This window comes from Bradyrhizobium sp. F1.13.3 (genome assembly GCF_040548265.1).
In the GTDB taxonomy this organism is placed as follows: Bacteria; Pseudomonadota; Alphaproteobacteria; order Rhizobiales; family Xanthobacteraceae; genus Bradyrhizobium.
In genome coordinates, this window is sequence record NZ_JBEPRI010000010.1 from 1 (window position 1) to 17814 (window position 17814).

19 protein-coding genes are annotated in these 17814 nt (G+C 63.3%); 12 read left to right on the plus strand and 7 right to left on the minus strand.

The genetic code is table 11. From position 1 onward, the window contains the following. Positions 1-219 precede the first annotated feature (219 nt). A complete protein-coding gene (locus ABIB66_RS25110) occupies positions 220-747 on the minus strand; it encodes a winged helix-turn-helix transcriptional regulator (protein WP_275169693.1) in 528 nt (175 codons plus the stop codon). Between the two features lie 223 nt (positions 748-970). On the opposite strand from ABIB66_RS25110, the gene ABIB66_RS25115 reads away from it, so the two are divergent. Beyond that, positions 971-1708 carry an SDR family oxidoreductase gene (locus ABIB66_RS25115; RefSeq protein ID WP_007614048.1) on the plus strand — a complete coding sequence of 246 codons (738 nt, stop codon included), beginning with the start codon at positions 971-973 and terminating at the stop codon, positions 1706-1708. Between the two features lie 48 nt (positions 1709-1756). On the opposite strand, the gene ABIB66_RS25120 is transcribed toward ABIB66_RS25115, so the two are convergent. Next, positions 1757-2653, minus strand: a complete 897-nt coding sequence (locus tag ABIB66_RS25120; RefSeq protein ID WP_354204921.1) for an SMP-30/gluconolactonase/LRE family protein — start codon at positions 2651-2653, stop codon at positions 1757-1759. Positions 2654-2687: 34 nt separating this feature from the next. Continuing rightward, positions 2688-3347, minus strand: coding sequence for a GntR family transcriptional regulator (locus tag ABIB66_RS25125; protein ID WP_275169423.1), 660 nt, complete (start codon positions 3345-3347; stop codon positions 2688-2690). Positions 3348-3576: 229 nt separating this feature from the next. On the opposite strand from ABIB66_RS25125, the gene ABIB66_RS25130 reads away from it, so the two are divergent. The 9 genes from ABIB66_RS25130 to ABIB66_RS25170 all read left to right on the plus strand — a co-directional run bounded on the left by ABIB66_RS25130 (position 3577) and on the right by ABIB66_RS25170 (position 11157). Next, entirely contained in the window at positions 3577-4593 is a 1017-nt protein-coding gene (locus ABIB66_RS25130; RefSeq protein WP_275169422.1) for a TRAP transporter substrate-binding protein, read from the plus strand. Positions 4594-4669: 76 nt separating this feature from the next. Continuing rightward, on the plus strand, positions 4670-5179 hold the full coding sequence (locus ABIB66_RS25135) for a TRAP transporter small permease (protein WP_354060052.1): 510 nt from the start codon (positions 4670-4672) through the stop codon (positions 5177-5179). A gap of 61 nt (positions 5180-5240) precedes the next feature. Next, the gene (locus ABIB66_RS25140) at positions 5241-6521 is read left to right on the plus strand and encodes a TRAP transporter large permease subunit (protein ID WP_275169420.1); all 1281 of its coding nucleotides are present in this window, start codon (positions 5241-5243) and stop codon (positions 6519-6521) included. 32 nt (positions 6522-6553) lie between these two features. Next, positions 6554-7048, plus strand: coding sequence for a type II 3-dehydroquinate dehydratase (locus ABIB66_RS25145; protein ID WP_275169419.1), 495 nt, complete (start codon positions 6554-6556; stop codon positions 7046-7048). A gap of 14 nt (positions 7049-7062) precedes the next feature. Beyond that, the gene (locus ABIB66_RS25150; RefSeq protein WP_354204926.1) at positions 7063-7719 is read left to right on the plus strand and encodes a hypothetical protein; all 657 of its coding nucleotides are present in this window, start codon (positions 7063-7065) and stop codon (positions 7717-7719) included. Continuing rightward, positions 7719-8534 carry a sugar phosphate isomerase/epimerase family protein gene (locus ABIB66_RS25155; protein ID WP_275169417.1) on the plus strand — a complete coding sequence of 272 codons (816 nt, stop codon included), beginning with the start codon at positions 7719-7721 and terminating at the stop codon, positions 8532-8534. Before ABIB66_RS25150 ends, ABIB66_RS25155 begins: the two co-directional genes overlap by 1 nt. A gap of 27 nt (positions 8535-8561) precedes the next feature. Continuing rightward, the gene (locus tag ABIB66_RS25160; RefSeq protein WP_354204929.1) at positions 8562-10283 is read left to right on the plus strand and encodes an FAD-dependent oxidoreductase; all 1722 of its coding nucleotides are present in this window, start codon (positions 8562-8564) and stop codon (positions 10281-10283) included. Positions 10284-10440: 157 nt separating this feature from the next. Further along, the gene (locus ABIB66_RS25165; RefSeq protein WP_354060061.1) at positions 10441-10602 is read left to right on the plus strand and encodes a DUF2934 domain-containing protein; all 162 of its coding nucleotides are present in this window, start codon (positions 10441-10443) and stop codon (positions 10600-10602) included. Positions 10603-10869: 267 nt separating this feature from the next. Further along, the gene (locus ABIB66_RS25170) at positions 10870-11157 is read left to right on the plus strand and encodes a DUF2934 domain-containing protein (RefSeq protein ID WP_354060063.1); all 288 of its coding nucleotides are present in this window, start codon (positions 10870-10872) and stop codon (positions 11155-11157) included. 247 nt (positions 11158-11404) lie between these two features. On the opposite strand, the gene ABIB66_RS25175 is transcribed toward ABIB66_RS25170, so the two are convergent. Beyond that, the gene (locus ABIB66_RS25175; RefSeq protein WP_354204931.1) at positions 11405-12136 is read right to left on the minus strand and encodes a DUF3750 domain-containing protein; all 732 of its coding nucleotides are present in this window, start codon (positions 12134-12136) and stop codon (positions 11405-11407) included. A 121-nt stretch (positions 12137-12257) separates the two neighbouring features. On the opposite strand from ABIB66_RS25175, the gene ABIB66_RS25180 reads away from it, so the two are divergent. Beyond that, positions 12258-12518 carry a hypothetical protein gene (locus tag ABIB66_RS25180; protein ID WP_007595982.1) on the plus strand — a complete coding sequence of 87 codons (261 nt, stop codon included), beginning with the start codon at positions 12258-12260 and terminating at the stop codon, positions 12516-12518. A 158-nt stretch (positions 12519-12676) separates the two neighbouring features. Here ABIB66_RS25180 and ABIB66_RS25185 read toward each other — a convergent pair whose 3' ends face one another. Further along, the gene (locus ABIB66_RS25185) at positions 12677-12892 is read right to left on the minus strand and encodes a hypothetical protein (protein ID WP_354204933.1); all 216 of its coding nucleotides are present in this window, start codon (positions 12890-12892) and stop codon (positions 12677-12679) included. Between ABIB66_RS25185 and ABIB66_RS25190 the strand changes: the two genes are divergently transcribed. Beyond that, the gene (locus tag ABIB66_RS25190) at positions 12891-16007 is read left to right on the plus strand and encodes a DEAD/DEAH box helicase (RefSeq protein ID WP_354256012.1); all 3117 of its coding nucleotides are present in this window, start codon (positions 12891-12893) and stop codon (positions 16005-16007) included. The genes ABIB66_RS25185 and ABIB66_RS25190 overlap by 2 nt on opposite strands. Before the next feature lie 3 nt (positions 16008-16010). Here ABIB66_RS25190 and ABIB66_RS25195 read toward each other — a convergent pair whose 3' ends face one another. Beyond that, on the minus strand, positions 16011-17282 hold the full coding sequence (locus tag ABIB66_RS25195; RefSeq protein ID WP_354204937.1) for a DUF892 family protein: 1272 nt from the start codon (positions 17280-17282) through the stop codon (positions 16011-16013). A 150-nt stretch (positions 17283-17432) separates the two neighbouring features. Further along, entirely contained in the window at positions 17433-17726 is a 294-nt protein-coding gene (locus tag ABIB66_RS25200; protein WP_354204939.1) for a hypothetical protein, read from the minus strand. Positions 17727-17814: the final 88 nt, after the last annotated feature.

Genomic DNA, 17814 nt, shown 5'->3' on the forward strand with positions numbered 1-17814 from the left:
AACTGGGCGCGGGGGCCCCCCCGCCAAACCCCCCCCCCCCCGCGGGGGGGCGGGGGGGGGGCCCCCCCCCCCCCCCCCCTTCCCTGCGCCCTCTTGGATAAGAGGGTGGAGTGACGAAGCAAAACTCGGGCGAATTGCGCCGCGAGAACGAGAGCTCATGTCCGCTGTTGAAAGATCAGCCCGGGATATGTCGAACGTTGCTCGCGCCACGCCGCCATCTCACGCGGCGCTGCGCTGGGTCTTTGACTTTGTCTCTCGCTTTGCCTTCTTCTCCGGCGCCGCCGATACCGGGGTGCCTCGAGCACCGGGACCGGGGTGGGTATGAACCTCCTTGGCCGAAAGCGGTTCGCCACATTCGGAGCAAACCATGACCGGATCGAAGTCCTTGCCGCATTTGCGGTGTTGATGCAGCAAAGGTCGTCCGCGCGCGTCGACCATATGAGTGTCGCCCCAGTGCACGATCGCCATCATGATCGGATGGAGATCGAGCCCCTTTTGGGTGAGGATGTATTCGTGCCGCTTGGGCGAGTCCTGATAGGGAATACGACGCAGCACGCCCTGCCGGACCAGCTTCTTCAGCCGTTCGGCGAGCAGGTGACGCGTGATTCCGAGCGAAGACTGAAACCCCTCGAAACGGCGTGTGCGCAGGAAGCATTCACGCAGGATCAGAAGGGTCCAGCGGTCGCCGATCACGCCGATGGTTCGGGCCATCGAACACGGCTCGTCCTCCAGCTCACCCCATTTCATTCCAGATCTCCACTCTGCCCGCGGCTTCTGCGCAAATCGTCCAGGAATCCTTTGGTCCGAGGACCATTCTAAATCGGCACTTACTGCGAGACAATGTTTCTATGATACCGAATTCAGCAGTAAATCGACCAAGATTGACAGTTCTGTTTTAGAACTGTAGAAATAGTCTGCGGCTTGGATGATGGTCCGATGACCGGATTCAGACCTGACCGGGAGAAGACCCTTGCAAAAGAGAAATGCGACCGTGGCCGTGATCGGCGCCGGTGATTTTATCGGCAGCGAGATTGCAAAGAAGTTCGCCTCCGAGGGCTTTACGGTGTTCGCGGGGCGCCGCGACGGCGCCAAGCTCGAACCACTCGTCAAGGAGATCGAGCAGGCCGGCGGCGAAATTCACGCGCGCGCGCTCGATGCGCGCAAGGAAGACCAGATCATCTCGTTTCTCGGCGATGCCGACAAGCACGCCCCGCTCGAGGTTTGCATCTTCAACGTCGGCGCCAACGTCAACTTTCCGCTTCTGGACACGACCGAACGGGTGTTCCGCAAGGTCTGGGAAATGGCTTGCTATTCCGGCTTCCTCGCCGGCCGCGAGGCCGCGCGCCTGATGCTGCCCCGTGGCCAGGGCAACATCTTCTTCACCGGTGCGACGGCGAGCTTGCGCGGCGGCAGCGGCTATGCGGCCTTTGCCAGCGCCAAGTTCGGCCTGCGGGCGGTCGCGCAAGCCGCGGCGCGTGAATTGGGCCCGAAGAACATTCACGTGGCGCATCTGATCATCGATTCCGGCGTCGACACCGAATGGGTCCGGCAACGGCGGATCGAGGCGCTTGGTCCGAACGCGCTGGATAATCCCGACCTCTTGATGCCGCCATCGTCGGTCGCCGAATCCTATTGGATGCTCTATCAGCAACCCAAGAGTGCCTGGACCTTCGAGCTGGAGATTCGTCCCTTCGGCGAGAAATGGTAGCGAAGCCGGTTCACGATGGCCCGTGCAAGGGTTCAGACTGAAAAGGGTTCAGAATGAATTGCCGAAGCGGTGCTCTGGAAGTCCCTGTGCGATGCCATCAATGGCCAGAACATGACCCGCTCGGGGTTCGCGGCTCAATTGCTCGCGATCCAGAAATTTTCTGGCCGTCGTCACGAACAGTGTCTTCAGATCGGTTCCGCCGAAGCACACGCAGGTCGGATTGGTCGCGGGCACTGGAATGACGGTGTCGATCCGGCCGTCCGGCCGATAGCGTATCACCCGGCCGCCGGAGAAGAAGGCGGTCCACAGTCCGCCGGCAACGTCGATACACGCGCCGTCGGGCCGCTCACCGGAGGCGCTGTAATCCGCGAACAACCGTCTGTTGCGGATCGCGCCGTCATCGAGATCGAAGTCGAACTGCCAGGTGCGGTAACGCCTCGTATCCGTGAAATAGAGTGTGCGATTGTCAGGTGAGAACGCGATGCCGTTCGTCACGACGACATCGCCGAACATACGCGTCCGGCCGTCGGCGTCCACGCGATACAGCGCCCCGTTCGGCCGATGCAGCTGGTTGTCCATGGTGCCGATCCATAGCCGGCCCCGGGCGTCGACGCGTCCGTCGTTCAGGCGGTTGTCGAGGCCGCTTTCGATTTCGCAGAGCTGACCTGGAGCACCGTCACCGGACGCGCGGCGATAAAGGCCCAGATCCTGCGCGAGCAGGTGGGAGCCATCCGCCGTCAGAGCCTGGCTGCCGAGGAAGTTGCATGCGTACGGAACAACCTGATGCGCGCCTGTTGCCGGATCGAACGATTGATGCAGCCGCCGGTCGATGTCGACCCACCACAGCTTGCGGGATCGATCGCACCACAATGGCGTCTCGCCGAGGGTATCGCCTGCGGCGACCGCCGTTTCGACGCGATGCGCGGGGACCATGTGGGGAGTCATTCCGCTATCCGATTGCAGCCACGAGCGCTGGCGATCAGCCCTCGTTCCAGGAGGCGAGGGCGTGCGCGACGCAGCCGTTGATGTGCTCGGTGAGCACGGCCTTGGCGCTTTTGATGTCGCGCTTGAGGGCGCAGTCCAGCAGCGCCTTGTGCTGATTGATCGTCTCCGCGCCGCGGTAGCGCAGCGCATAGCGGAAATATTTGTCGAACACGACCGCGTGCGTCTGCATCAGCTCGCGCGAACCGCAACTCGAGATCAGCGCCTGGTGGAATTCGCCGTCATAGCGTTTGCGCAGCTCGGGATCGTCGCCTTCGCTCAGCACGGTGCGTTCGGTCGCCGCCAGCTTGTGATGCGCCGACACCACGCGGCCTTCCCACTCCACGTCGCCGGCGCGGAACGACTCGGCCATTGCATGATGCTCCAGCAGGATGCGGAGACCAGCGAGCTCACGCAGGTTCTGGATGGATATCGGCGCCACCTCGAAGCCCCGCTGGCCCTCGGCAACCACGAATCCCTCGGACGTCAGACGATTGAGGATCTCGCGCAGTGTGCTGACGCTGAGGCCGTAATCTTCCTTCATGGCATCGAGCTTGAGGCGTCCGGATGGCGTGAGCACTCCGAAAATGATGTCGGCCCGGATGCGCTGATAGCCGCTGTCGCCTGCCGACAGGGGCCGTTCCTCGAGTGACGTCATGCCTTCTGATCCCGCCTGTCCCGATCGCCGGCCACTTCGGAGGGCGGCCGAACCATCAATGTTGCCAGCACTATAGCAGATTTTCGGTGTATGACGTACTGCAAATCATCATATGAAATAGGTATCATCATTTGACATGGAAATATATGTGTGGTGTCTAAATAGGCTGAGGGTACGAAAAATAATGGCTTAAGCCGTCGTTCGTGCCCGTCCGAACAGGGAGGAAACGATGAGCTTGTTGGTACGGGCGCTGTCTGCGACGGCGATCTGCGTGGCGCTGACGGTCGGTGCATCCGCTCAGGAGATTCAGGAGCGGACGATCAGGTGGGGACACCTGAACAACACCGATCACCCCGTCAGCGCGGGGGTGCAGAAATTTGCGGAGATCCTGCTGGCGAAGAGCGGGGGCAAGATGAAGGTCCGTGAGTTCGCGGCCTCGCAGCTCGGCAACGAGCTGCAGCAGCAATCGGCACTGCGCGGCGGTACCCAGGAAATGCTGTCGGCCTCGACGACGTCGCTCGCAACCGTAGTGCCGGAGTTCGGCCTCATCGACTTTCCATTCATCGTGAAGACCATCGAGCAGGCCGACGCGCTCGGGACCGGCAAATTCGGCACGTCAATGCTTGATACGTTGCCGTCGAAGGGGCTGATCGGTCTGGGATATTGGGGCCTCGGCTTCCGCAACGTCACCAACAGCACGCGGCCGATCACCAAGGTCGAGGATTTCAACGGCCTCAAGCTTCGCGTCATTCCGAATCCGGTCTACCTCGAGACCTTCGGATCCTTCAAGGCCAATCCCGTTCCGATGGCCTTCGGCGAACTTTATTCGGCGCTGGAGACGCGCACCGTCGATGGCGAGGAGAACCCCTTCACGGTCATTCTCTCCAACAAGTTCTACGAAGTGCAAAAATACGTTTCCGCCACCAATCACACCTTCACACTGAACATCATCCTGGTGAGCAAGGCCTTCTGGGACAAGCTTTCTCCGACCGAGCAGCGCCTGATGCGCGAGGCGTACGAGGAAAGCCGAGGCTATCAGAAGGAGCAGACGCGCCTTCAGACCGAAAAGGCCCTGTCGGAACTGCAGGCGAAGGGCATGCAGTACAACACCGTCGCGCCGGAAGAGCTCGATCGGATGCGCAAGACGGCGCAGCCGGTGGTCGACAAGATTGCCGCCAATCTCAAGCCGGAGGCGGTCAAGCTGTTCAACGACGAACTCGAGCGCATCCGCAAGGACGTGAAGTAGTCGATCTCGTCAGTATGCAAGAGGCGGAGCCGACCGGTCGGCCGGCTCTCGAATTGACTTTGCCTGGACGGCCCGTATGGCACGATTGCTCGACCTCTATTGCACCCTGCTGAAGGGCACCATCGCCGCATTTCTTGCGGTGATGGTGGTGCTGGTGTTCGGCAACGTAGTTCTGCGCTACGGCTTCAACTCCGGTATCGCGATTTCCGAGGAGCTGTCACGCTGGCTCCTGGTCTGGCTGACTTTCCTCGGTGCGGTCGTGGCAATGCGTGAGCACGCCCATCTGGGAGTCGACGCCATCGTGCGGATGCTGCCGGCCGTCGGCAAGCGCTTCTGCTTCATCATCAATTACTGCCTGATGCTGTTCGCCGATTGGCTTCTGCTCTCGGGAAGTTGGCGGCAGACGATCATCAATATCGACGACCGCGCGCCGGCGACCGGCCTGTCGCTTGGCATCTTCTATGGCGTCGGCGTGATCTTCGGCGTTTCGGCCGGAGTGATCCTTCTCTACGACCTGTTCCGTGTCATCTCCGGACAGGCCAGCGAAGCCGACATGGTTGCCGTCAGGGAATCGGAGGAGCACTGATGCTGTCTCCCCGTATCGTGCCGCCCGGCGCTCACATCCTGAAAATCACCGGGATCACGCCATGACGATTGCCGTCTTCACCTTCTCGCTGCTCGGCGCCATGGCGCTGGGCATGCCGATCGCCTTTGCGCTGATCGTCTGCGGCGTGGCCTTGATGAGCACGATCGACATGTTCGACGCCCAGATCGTGGCGCAGAACGTCATCAACGGCGCGGACAGCTTTCCGCTGATGGCCATTCCCTTCTTCATGCTGGCCGGCGAGGTCATGAACAAGGGCGGTCTGGCCAAGCGAATCGTCAACGTTGCGCTCGTCGCCGTCGGACACTTTCGGGGCGGACTCGGTTACGTCACGATCCTCGCGTCCTGCATCCTCGCGTCGCTCTCGGGCTCTGCGGCGGCCGATGCCGCGGCGCTCGCCGCCCTGCTGGTGCCGATGATGGTGGCGGCGGGCCACAAGAAGTCCTATGCGGCGGGCCTGGTGGCGGCCGGCGGCATCATCGCGCCCGTGATTCCGCCCAGCATCGGATTCGTCATCTTCGGTGTCGCCGCGGGCGTGTCGATCTCAAAACTGTTTCTGGCCGGGATCGTCCCGGGGATGTTGCTCGGGGCAGGGCTCTGCCTGGCCTGGTGGTGGGTGGTGCGCCGGGAGAACCTGACGCCCCCGCCAAGAGCATCGCTCTCGGAAATGGTGAAAGCAGTGGTCGACGGCTTCTGGGCGCTGATGCTGCCGGTGATCATCGTCGTCGGCCTGCGCTTCGGCATCTTCACGCCCACGGAAGCCGCAGTGGTCGTCGCCGTCTATTCGCTGTTCGTCGCGACCTGCATCTATCGGGAATTGAAGCTGTCGCAGCTTTATCAGGTCTTCGTCTCCTCGGCCCTGACGACGAGCATCGTGATGTTTCTCGTGGCAGCGGCGCTGGTGTCGTCCTGGCTGATCACCGTGTCCGAGATTTCGACACAGATCGTCGCCCTGCTGAAGCCTTTCATGGGCAACAACACGCTCCTGATGCTGGCGATCATGGTCGTGGTGGTGATTGTGGGAACGGCCCTCGACATGACACCGACCATCCTCATCCTCACGCCGATCCTGATGCCGATCGTCAAGGCGGCGGGAATCGATCCCGTTTATTTCGGCGTCCTCTTCATCATCAACAATGCGATCGGCCTGATCACGCCGCCGGTCGGCATCGTGCTCAATGTGGTTTGCGGTGTCTCCAGGATCAGCATGGAGGACATCGTCAAGGGCGTCTGGCCCTTCTTGATTGCACAATTGATCGTCCTGTTCGCGATGGTGCTATTCCCGGGACTGGTGACGATCCCGGCCAAATGGTTTGCCGGCTAGATGCGTCGGCAGCAAACGAAGGAAGAACGAAAATGGCCGCAAGGATCATGATCCTCAACGGACCCAATCTCAATTTCCTCGGCATCCGCGAGCCCCACATCTACGGCTCGACGACGCTTAGGGAGATCGAGGCGAGCTGCCAGGCGCTGGCTGATCAGCTCGGAGTTTCGATGTCGTTCCATCAATCGAACATGGAGGGCGAACTCGTCACCCTGATCCAGTCCGCTCAGGGCAACGCGGACGCCCTCATCATGAACCCCGCGGCCTATTCATTCACCTCGATCGCGCTGATCGATGCGCTGAAGATTTTCGAGGGTGTGAAGATCGAGGTGCATATCTCCAACATTCACGCGCGGGATGAGCTGCACCGCCACTCGATCACGTCGAGCGCCTGCACGGCGGTCATTTGCGGACTGGGTTCGTATGGCTATCTCGCCGCGATGCTCGCGGCCGTCCAACGGCTGGGGCAATTGCCTGAGACCATTGCACCGGCTCTGCACGGGCTTGCGGCCGGCGGCAAGGCGTAGGCATGGAGGGCGGGATGCGCGGCACGGGATTTCTGGCCATCTGGAGCGACGTCGAGGCTCACGACCTGACCGACTACCGGCACTGGCTGACGCGTGAGCACACGACCGAGCGCGTGACGACGAGGGGCTTCCTGGCATCGCGTGTCTTCCGCGTGGCAAGGGACGACATCAACCGCTTCTTCATTCTGTATGAGCTGGAGACGCCGGAGGTCCTCGACGGCGAGGCCTATCTGGCGCGCCTCAACGCACCGACGCCGTGGTCACAGCGCATCATGCCGAAGCTCGGCAATTTCATGCGCGGCGGCGGCGTCATGATCGCGCGGGGAGGGCGAGGCGAGGGCGCCTCGGTCGTGGCGCTCCGGATCGAGACATTGCCGAAAGATCCTCGGGGTCTGGCTCAGGCGCTTGTTGGGTGCGACGGGGTTGCCGCCGTGCAGATCGGCGCGACCGACGAGGCGCGGACGTCGGTGCGGACGACCGAGAAGGACATGCGGAAGAACGAGGGCTTTTTCGCCGGGCTGTTGCTGATCGAGGCGCTCGACGTCGCGTCGTTGCGGGCTGCCTTGCAGCGGGCGAGCGAGCTTGCGCCCGACGCCATGGCCGGGGCGAGCGAGCCGGAAGTTTATCAAAGCATGTTTGCGCTCGACGCCCGTATCGCGGATTTCGGCTGATGACGTTCTCGCTCGCCGCGTTGACCGTGCTCGAGCTTGCGCCGCCCGAGATGATCGAATTGGCGGCGCATTGCGGCTACGAAAAAGTCGGGCTCAGGCTGTTGCCTGCCACGCCTGGCGGTGTTGCCTATCGCCTGATGGACGATGCGCCGCTCCTGCGGGAGACGCTCCGGCGATTGGAGTTGACGGGGGTGACTGTCGCCGATCTCGAGGTCGTTGCGTTCAGACCGGAAACCGAGATGGCCTCGTTTACGCCCTTCTTCGAGGTAGGTGCGCGCCTCGGCGCCAAACACATCCTCGTCGCGGCCTATGATCCGGATCTGGCGCGGTTTTCGGATCGCTACCAGCAATTTTGTGAGGCGGCAGCAAGCTACGGCCTCACCTCCGACCTCGAATTCATGCCCTGGACGAGCGTTCCAGACCTGAAGACCGCGATCCGGATCGTCGGCGACGTCGATCGTCCCGGAGCCGGCATTCTGGTCGATGCGCTGCATTTCGATCGGTCGCAGAGCTCGCTTGCGGACCTCCGCGCCATCCCGGCGCAACGCTTTCACTATTGGCAATTATGCGATGGCCCCGCCGAACGCCCATCGACCACTGAGCAGCTCATCCATGCCGCTCGCGAGGAGCGGATGTTTCCGGGCGAGGGCGGAATAGACTTGATGGGGCTTGCAAGCGCGATGCCGCATGACCTGACCATCAGCATCGAGGTTCCGACCGTTCAACTGGCAAAGAGCGTCGACGCCGCGTCGCGAGCACGCCGGGCGTTGGCGGCGGGCAAAGCCGTCGTGGAGCGGGCGCGCAGCCAGAGGTGAGAATTCGGGACGGAAGGGTAGTTCGGGATGCCGCAAGCCGATCGCTCCTGGGACGTCGAGACCGATCTCCTGGTCGTCGGGGCGGGTGCCGCCGGCATGACGACATCGCTGGTGGCTGCCCTTGAGGGGCTCGACGTGATCCTTTGCGAGAAGTCGGACACGGTCGGCGGTACGACTGCGACCTCCGCCGGCACCATCTGGATTCCGGGCAATCGGCAGGGACTGCTTGCAGGGATGTCAGACTCCACCGAGGCGGCGCGGGTCTATCTTGAAGCATTGCTCGGCGAACACGCCGCGGACCCGCGCGTGGATGCATTTCTCAAGGTGGGTCCTCTCATGCTTGATTATCTCGGGCAGAGGACGAGCGTACGGTTTGCGGCGCCACCGGTACATCCCGACTACAAGAATCTTCCTGGGGCAGCGATCGGTGGTCGTGCTCTCGGCGCCGTTCCGTTCGACGGACGCAAGCTTGGCAAGGACTTCGAGCGCATTAGGCCCCCGCGGCGAGAGTTCATGGTCCTCGGCGGCATGATGGTCGGGAAGGCGGACATTCCGGCGTTGCTGGCGCCATTCCGCAACTGGACGAACTTCAGGCATGTCGTTGGCCTTCTCGGTCGGCATTTGCTCGATCGACTTCGCTACAACCGCGGAACACGTCTGATCATGGGCAACGCTCTCGTCGCGAGGCTGTTTGACAGTCTCCGTCGTTCCGGCGTGGATCTGCGATATGAGACCAAGCTCACTGAGCTCATCCGTAGCGGCGACGCAGTCGTCGGGGCCGTTTTGTCATCGTCCTCAGGAGCATTGGCAATACGTGCCCGCAAAGGCGTGGTGCTGGCAACGGGAGGCATCGGCTGGAGCCGCGAACTCCGCGAAAGGTTTTTCCCCGAGGCCGCGCACCGATTTTCACTCGCGCCTTCGTGCAATACCGGGGACGGCCTGCTCGCGGCCGAACGCGTCGACGCGGTGATCGAGCGCGATTTCGACAGCCCCGCCTTGTGGATGCCGAGCTCGGTCATGACGCAAGCGGACGGCCACGTCTCGGTATTCCCGCACATTATGCTGGATCGTGCCAAGCCGGGACTGCTTGCGGTGAACAAGTCCGGCCGCCGTTTCGTCAATGAAGCCGACTCCTATCACGACTTCGTGGAAGCGATGTTGCGATCGGACTCGTCTTCCGTATTGGCTACGCCGGCTTTCCTGATTTGCGATCGCGCCTTTGTCAGCGACTATGGCATTGGTCTCGTTCATCCCGGGACGAGGGATTTGGATAAATTTTTGAAGGCTAAATATTTGCTGGCAGGCGAAACGATCGAAGCACTGGCCGAAAACATCGACGTCGATGGCGGCGAGCTTGCTCAAACGATCGAGCGATACAATCGCTATGCCGAGAGCGGTGTGGACGAAGAGTTCGGCCGCGGTTCAAGCGAGTTGAACCGGTTCAATGGCGATCCCCGGACCATGCCAAACCCGTGCCTGCGCCGGATCGGTCCCGGGCCTTACTATGCCGTCGCAGTATGGCCGACGGATCTCGCTAGCAGCGCCGGCTTGTGCACGGATTCAACCGCCCGGGTCTTGTCGAGCCGTGGGACGGCCATACCCGGACTCTACGCCGTCGGTACCGATTCATCCTCGATCTTTCGAGGCACCTATCCGGGCCCGGGCACGATGATCGGACCTGCGATGGTATTCGGATGGTGCGCGGCAATGCATGCCGCGGGCGCTTCAGCTCAGGAAGAAGGCAACTGAAAGCCGGTCGTTCGCTGCGCCGAGCTAGGAACTCTTGCGCACCATCGAGGCTTGACTCAGCGGGCCAGCGTCGCCGCCGATTTGCTGGCCTGCACGGCCCCGCCTCCAAGCCCCCATACCCCCCAGGGTGGGGCCGTGTCTCTTCGCAGGAGATGCAATGCCGGAGCCGACCGATCACGACATCAGAGAACGCGCGCACCGCTTGTGGGAACAGGCGGGCAAGCCGGAAGGCCGCGAGCAAGAGTTCTGGCACGCGGCCGAGCAGGAGTTGCGCAACGAGGACAAGTCGAACCCCATGCGGACGCCGGATACGCTGTGACCGACAAGAGCTGCCCATTCTGCCACGGTCTGGGATGGGTCTGCGAAAACCATCCGCTCCGGGCCTGGAGCGAGGAATTGGGTGGCTGCCGGTGTGGTGAGGGCATGCCCTGCACCTGCAACGCGACGGAAGATCCCGAAACAAGGGCGGTGATCGTCGAAGCGGACACGACGTGGCATTGAAGGCGGAACAGAGTCTTCCAGCAGGAATTGAGGTTGTGAGCAGCACGGGCTGCGACGCAGGCCCGTGGCTACGGCGGGGTTTGCGGTGGACGAGCGGCAAAAGATAGAGCACCAGATCGAACTCGCAACGCGAGCGGCAGCCCTTGTCAAAGACGAAACCACTGTCCAGCGATTCAGGACGTTCGCCGAGGAGCTGAAGCAAAAGCTCCTTCGCATGATGCGGCGCGGCAAGGTGCGAGCGCGTGCGTACGAGCTCTGGGAGCAGGCCGGTCGTCCGGCCGATCGGGACGTGGAGTTCTGGGTCGAAGCGGAACGGCAGATCGAAGAAGAGCGCGATCAGCGGAGGCTCTCGGATCCCTCAGACAAACGATAGAAAGCGAAGCGATAGGACGAAACGATACACAAAGAAAAAACCGCCGAGTACTTCCCCGGGCGGTTTCAAAAGTCCGTAGCTGTTGGTCGCCAGCCTCGTGCGTACCGCCGTTACCTTGTTTGCGGCCATGCAAGTTCATTCTAGGCCAAGGCGCTCGATTCTGCTGTGACCTGAAGCACACATATGAAGGACGATGTCGGGAAGCTTGGGAGGGCAGCGACTTTGATGGACCTGCTCCGTCATCGTCCTACGCGCCGGCCGCGACGCCCAGGCGGCCTATGCCTGGAAGCTTCAGCGCGGGGCGGCGGATGTCGAGGCCGAGCACCGCGCCGAGAAAATTGATCTCGACCCCTTCGACCCAGCCGACGGTCATGCCGAGATAGCCCGACAGCGAGGCGTAGAGCCCGGTGCCGGACGCCGTGATGCCGGCCCAGCGTCCGCTGTAGGGAAAGTCCTTGCCGATGGCGGTCGGCGGCAGCACCGCGCGCAGCTCGGGAACGGCGTCCAGTGCCGCCTGCACGAAGGTGTTGGAATTCGGTCCCGGCCAGGCGCTGTAGTCGCCATAGGCGCGGAACTTGTAATTCTCGATGACGGCACGGATCTTCGGAATCAGCTCTTCGGCCCGCGTGCCGTCGACCGCGACGACCGTTTCCGGGAGGGCGCCGAACCAGCGGCCGTCGGGCGCAAAGCCGTTGCTGCGAACAGGGTCGCCCCAGGCCGTGTAGTCGTATCGGCTGTAGGTCGCGGCGCCCTTCTCCTTGACGACGATCCAGGTGTGGACGGCAAAAATACTGCGCCAGCGTACGGTGCGCGCGGCGAATACGCGGATCAGTGCGTCCGGATTGGCGGACGCGGGCGGCAGCAGGCCGGCGCTGGAGCGATCCGCCGTCTGCCAATTGCCGCGGCTGTCGCCGCGCAAATAATAGCGGCCGGCCGACACGGCGATCGGCAGGAAGATCAGCAGCAGGAACAGAATCAAGGATTTCCTCAAGGGCAAACGGCGGTCAGGCAGGACGATGCCACCAATATAGTTCGCAAGGCACGCCGCGCCAGCGCTCTCCTGCTCTTGCATTCGGGTGGTGCGGCCATATGTTGCGTCCATGAGGAAGTTGTCGCTCGTCGAAGACCAGGCCATTCAGGCGCGAATCGCGTACATCGCGGGCGCCGAGATTTTCGATCGCCTGTTCGCCGGTATCCGGTTCGACGAAATCGACGGCAATCTGCTGTTTGCCATTGCCAGCGACGAAGACTGCGCGGCCGAGATCGAGGACGAGTTCTCGCACCAGCTCGCTGTGGTCGCAACGCACATCCTCGCGCAGAGCGTGGACGTGGTCGTGGTGCTGCCGAAGGTCCTGCAATAGCCGCCTGCCGGTTAGCCTTCTGCCCGTTAAGGCCGCTTGCCTTCGCCCTCTGTCTCTGCTTTTCAACGCAATTGCAAAATTGTAATGACGTCATTGGCGCTCAGGCCCGAGGCGCGTTATCGACGGAGCTCGACGGGAGGGCTCGTCGTCGCTCGCCTCTATTTGCGAAACAAAGTTGGATACACATTGGCGCCCACCAGGAAAGCCCGGGCCACGACCGGCGCGATAAAGACAAAAAGCAAGAGCTCAACAAGCAAAGGCTCGAAGAGCAAGAGCGCGAAAAGCAAGAGTTCGAAAAGTACCAGCTCGACAAGCAAGCGCGCGGACAAGAGCGCCTCGCGCTCCGCGGTCGCCTCCTCATCGCCGCTCGGCATGCTGGCGCTGCATCTGCTCGAGCAGTGGGAGAAGTCCGGCCGCGACGGCCTCGTCTTCCTCTGCGACGACGAGAGCAGGGCGGAGCGACTGGGCGGTGTGATCCACGCCCTCGATCCCGCGGTCGATGTGCTGGTGTTTCCGCGCCTGAACACGCTGCCCTTCGACGGCCTTGAGCCATCCCGCGAGATCGCGGGCCGGCGCAGCTCGGTGCTGCGGCGTCTCGCCAAGGCAAAGAAGCCCGTCTTCCTGGTGTCGACCGCGGAAGCCATCATGGAACGGCTGCCGCTGCCGGCGAGCTGGTCGCGGTCCAGCCTCACGCTGAAGGTGGGCGCGCCCTATTCCGGGCCCGATCTGGAGACGCGGCTGGAAGCGCTCGGCTACGACCTCGACGAAGAGGCGGAGTATCCGGGCGGCGTCCTGTTCCACGGCAAGACGTTCGAAGTGTTTCCCGCCGGCGCGCTCGCTCCCTTCCGGATCGAGCATTCCGGAGACACGATCCGCAAGATCGTCGCGGTCGATCCGATCGAGCACGAGGTCGTCTACGAGACCGCCGAATTGATCATCGATCCCATGTCCGAGCGGATCGCGCTGGGGGCTACGCGCGGACAGCGGGCGACGCTGCCTGATTATTGCAGCCGCGCGCGATGGATCGCGGATGCGGGTTTGTCGACACACGCCGAGAGCTGGCTGGGCACGATCGAGGACGCCGCCGGCCGCAGGGATGCGGAGCGCGAGTATCTGGGGCAGGCGGACTGGAAGCAGCTGAAGAGGCGCATCAGCGTGCTGCCGCGCAAGGCCGCCTTCATCTCGACGCCGGAGTTCTCGAAGCTGGCATCGCCGCGCAAGGCGCTTCGCGCCTTCGTCGACGACATGCAGCGCGGCGGATCGCGGCTGCTGCTCGTCGCCGCCGTCGAGGATGACCTTCGCGCGATGGAGCGCATGAGCGGCATCAAGGCGGAGCGCCTGGCCGATTGGAGCGAGGTGGCGAAGGCACGGAGCCGCGAAGGCGCGCTGCTGGCCGATTTCGACGCGGGGTTCATTGGCGCCGGCCGCAAGCCGCTTGTTGTCGTGACCGCGTCCGACGTGCTCGGCAGCCGGGCCCATCATCCCCAGCCGATGGCGCGAGCCTGGAACCCGGCGTTCGATCATCCTGATGTGCCCGAAAAGGGCGCCGCCATCGTCCATCTGCAACGCGGGCTAGCCGTGCTCGATGGCTTACAGACCCTCGACATGGGCAAGGGATCGCGACGCGAGATGATCAGGCTTAAATTCGCGGGGGACAATGCCGTGCTCGTACCGCCGTCCGATCTTGCCGTGATCTGGCCCTATGCCGGCGAACCCGGCAAGCTGACGCTGGACAAGGCGGACGGCAGCAGCTGGTGGGCGCGGCGCACCGAGGCGGAAGCCGAAATCCAGGTCGCCGCCAAGGCACTCGCCAAACACATCAGCCAGCGCCTCCGCCGTCGTGCACCCAAACTGGTGCCGCCGGGGCCGGTTTACGAAAAATTCGTCGCGCGGTTCCCCTATTTCACGACAGTGGACCAGGGCCAGGCGATTCAAGACGTCCTCGACGATCTTGCGGCGGGCCATCCTATGGACAGGGTGATCTGCGGTGACGTCGGCTTCGGCAAGACCGAGGTCGCGCTGCGGGCGGCGGCCGCAGTGGCGCTGTCGGGCAAGCAGGTGGCGATCGCGGCGCCGACCACGGTGCTGTCGCGGCAGCATGTCGAAACCTTCCGCAAACGGTTCGGCCCCCTCGGGATCGAGGTGGGAAGTCTGTCGCGGGCCAGTTCAGGCCCGGAGACGCGAGAGACCAAGGAGGGGCTGCGGCGCGGCACGCTGAAAGTCGTGGTCGGCACGCAGGCGCTTGCGGCAAAGGACGTGAAGTTCGCTGACCTCGGCCTCGTCATCATCGACGAAGAGCAGCATTTCGGCGCGGCGGAGAAGGCGAAGCTTTCAGGCCTCGCCAAGGGCGCCCATTCGCTGTGGATGAGCGCCACGCCGATTCCGCGCACGCTCGCGGCGGGACTTGCCGGCTTCAGGGATCTCAGCGTGATTGCCTCGCCGCCGGTTCATCGCCTTCCCATCGTGACCAGGATCGCGCCGCTGTCCGACGCTGCCATCGCCGCGGCGCTGCTTCGCGAGCGCAGGCGGCACGGTCAGAGCTTCCTGATCTGCCCGCGCATCCAGGATCTGGAGCCGATGTTGGCCCGTGTGCAATCGGTGGCACCGGAGCTGCGCATCGTCTGTCTTCACGGCAGATTGCCCGTGGACGAGATCGACGACCGCATGATGAGTTTCGTCGATGGCGAAGCGGATGTGCTGCTGGCGACCAATATCGTGGAAAGCGGTCTGGATATTCCGCGCGCGAACACCATCGTGGTGTGCTGGCCCGAAAAATTCGGACTTGCGCAGCTGCATCAGCTCAGAGGGCGGGTGGGACGCGGCGGCACGCGCGCGTTTGCTCATCTTCTGACGGAATCGACCTCGGAGCAGTCCGAGAAGCGGCTGGCCGTGCTGGAGGAGTTCAGCAAGCCGGGTGCCGGCTTTGCGATCAGCGAGCGCGACCTCGACCTCAGGGGCGCCGGCGATCTGTTCTCGGAACAGCAGTCCGGCCACGTCCAGGTGTTCGGACCGGTGCTCTACAGTCACCTGCTGAAGCGGGCGTCCGAGCGTGACAGCGATACCGGCGCCGATCTGTGGGTGCCCGATCTCAATATGCCGTTGGCCGACATGCTGCCTGAAGGCTACGTGCAATCGGAGGCGGTCCGGCTCGAGATCTATGGCCGCGCTGCCAGGTGCCGAAGCGACGACGATCTGGAAGATCTGGAAGAGGAGATCTCGCGCCGGTTCGGCAGGCTGCCGCCGGAGGCCCGCGACTTCTTCGCATCCGCCAGGCTCCGGATCGATTGCAAGCGGCGCGGCATCGTCAGGCTCGATGTCGGGCCGGAGGCCGTCGCCGCGACGTTCCTGCCGGGGCGGCTGCGGAAATCCAGGGGAAAGTCGGAAGGCCGATCGCTACAACGCGACGGCGACCGCGTCGTCTACGCCGGTCGCCGTGATCAGGACCCGTTCAGGCGCGTCGAGGAATTCCTCGAACTCCTCGACGCCTGAGGATCATTCGGTCTGCTCGACTGCCGCGGGCATTTTCGCCACCGACATCAGCGAGCGGGCCACTTGGTTGAGGAGCTGATCGGCGTTCTCCTCCTCGGCGAGCGATTTCGACAGCAGGGCGACGACGGCACTGTGGCGAAGTTGCTGGGCGAGGTTGCGTGCCGTGGTGTAGCCGGCGATCTCGTAGTGCTCGACGCGCTGCGCCGCGCCGATCAGAGCAAGGTCGGCCGCCGCGTCCTCCTTGTCCTCGCCCTCGGCCATGATCTCCTGGCCCTCCTCGACGAGGCCCATCATGCCCTTGCAGGGCTTGGCGCGGGCGGATTTGCCGAGCATTTCGAAGCACTCGTTGATGCGCTCGACCTGCGCTTCGGTCTCTGCGAGGTGCTGCTCGAACAGCTCGCGCAACTGGTCGAAGCGAGCGGCCTCCGCCATCTTGGGAAGCGCTTTGGTCAATTGCTTCTCGGCATGCAGGATATCGCGCAGCTCATTGATGAGCAGATCGCCGAGACCCGCTTCGTCCGCCGGTGGCGAGCTCTCGGTGACGATGGCTGTGGCCGGACCCGGTTCGCCCGCCTGGATCGCCGGCGACTCCGTGAAGACCCAGTCGCCGCCCTCGTTCCAGGGGCCGCGCGTGTCGATCTCGCCATGATCGCCGGCGCCGGTGGAATCGTTGAAGAACTGGTCGACGAGGCCGGGCGTCGGCGCGATGCGGCCGATGCTGAAAGCCGGCTTGCCCATGCTCTCGAGCGCGAGCGCAAACGCCTTCATGTGCGTGATCTCGCGCGTCATCAGGAACTGCAGCGCGTCCTTGCTGCCGGCGTCGTCGCAGAAATTGATCAGCCGCTCGTAGACGATCTTGGCCCGTGCCTCTGCGGCGATGTTGCTGCGCAGATCGACGTCGAGCTCGCCGGTGATCTTCAGATAGTCGGCGGTCCAGGCATTGCCCTGGGAGTTGAAGAGATTGACCCCGCCGCCGCCGGCGATGGCGATGAGGGGATCGGCTTCGGCCGCCTGGCGGTCGAACTTCGACGGCTTGAGATGCATCCGCGCCAGCGTGCCGACCACTTCCAGATGGCTGAGCTCTTCGGTGCCGATGTCCATCAGCAGGTCCTTGCGATCGGGATCCTCGCAGTTCAACCCTTGGATCGAGTACTGCATCGCGGCGGCGAGCTCGCCATTGGCGCCGCCGAACTGCTCCAGCAGCATGTTGCCGAAGCGGGGATCCGGCTCGTCGACGCGAACGGTGAACATCAACTTCTTGACGTGGTGATACATGGAGGGACTCTCGGGTGCTGGAGGGGGCGTGGAAAGAAGGTGAGTCCCGAACGGGCGGCTGCAGCGTTCGTTCCTATTGATACGACCCGCGCCAGTGATGTCCGGCGCGGGTCGTTGGATGTCGAGCGGTAGGATGGCGAGCGTGTTCGTTTAGCGCTGGTCCGGACGCTTGGCGGGCGGCCCACTCTTGTTGCCTGGTGCGCCCTTAATATTCGACGGGTCCTGCGATTGCACGGCGGTGTTGCCAGTCGAATTCGTCGAACTCGATCCGACGGTTTCACCGGGCTTGGCGGCCGGTCCGTTCTTGTTGCCGGGCTGTCCGGCAATGCCGGCACCCGAATTCTGCGCACTCGGCGCGGACGAAACGTCAGGCTTGCTGGCCTGCGCCCAGGCTGCTCCAGGCAGCGCGAGAGCGGCGAGGATAACGGCACCTGTGAACTTCATCTCGGTGTTCTCCGACTGATGCCCCATCTACTCGAACGCCGGTAACCTGCGTGCGTTCCCCGTCGTCATCAACTCGACAGCATCGGCA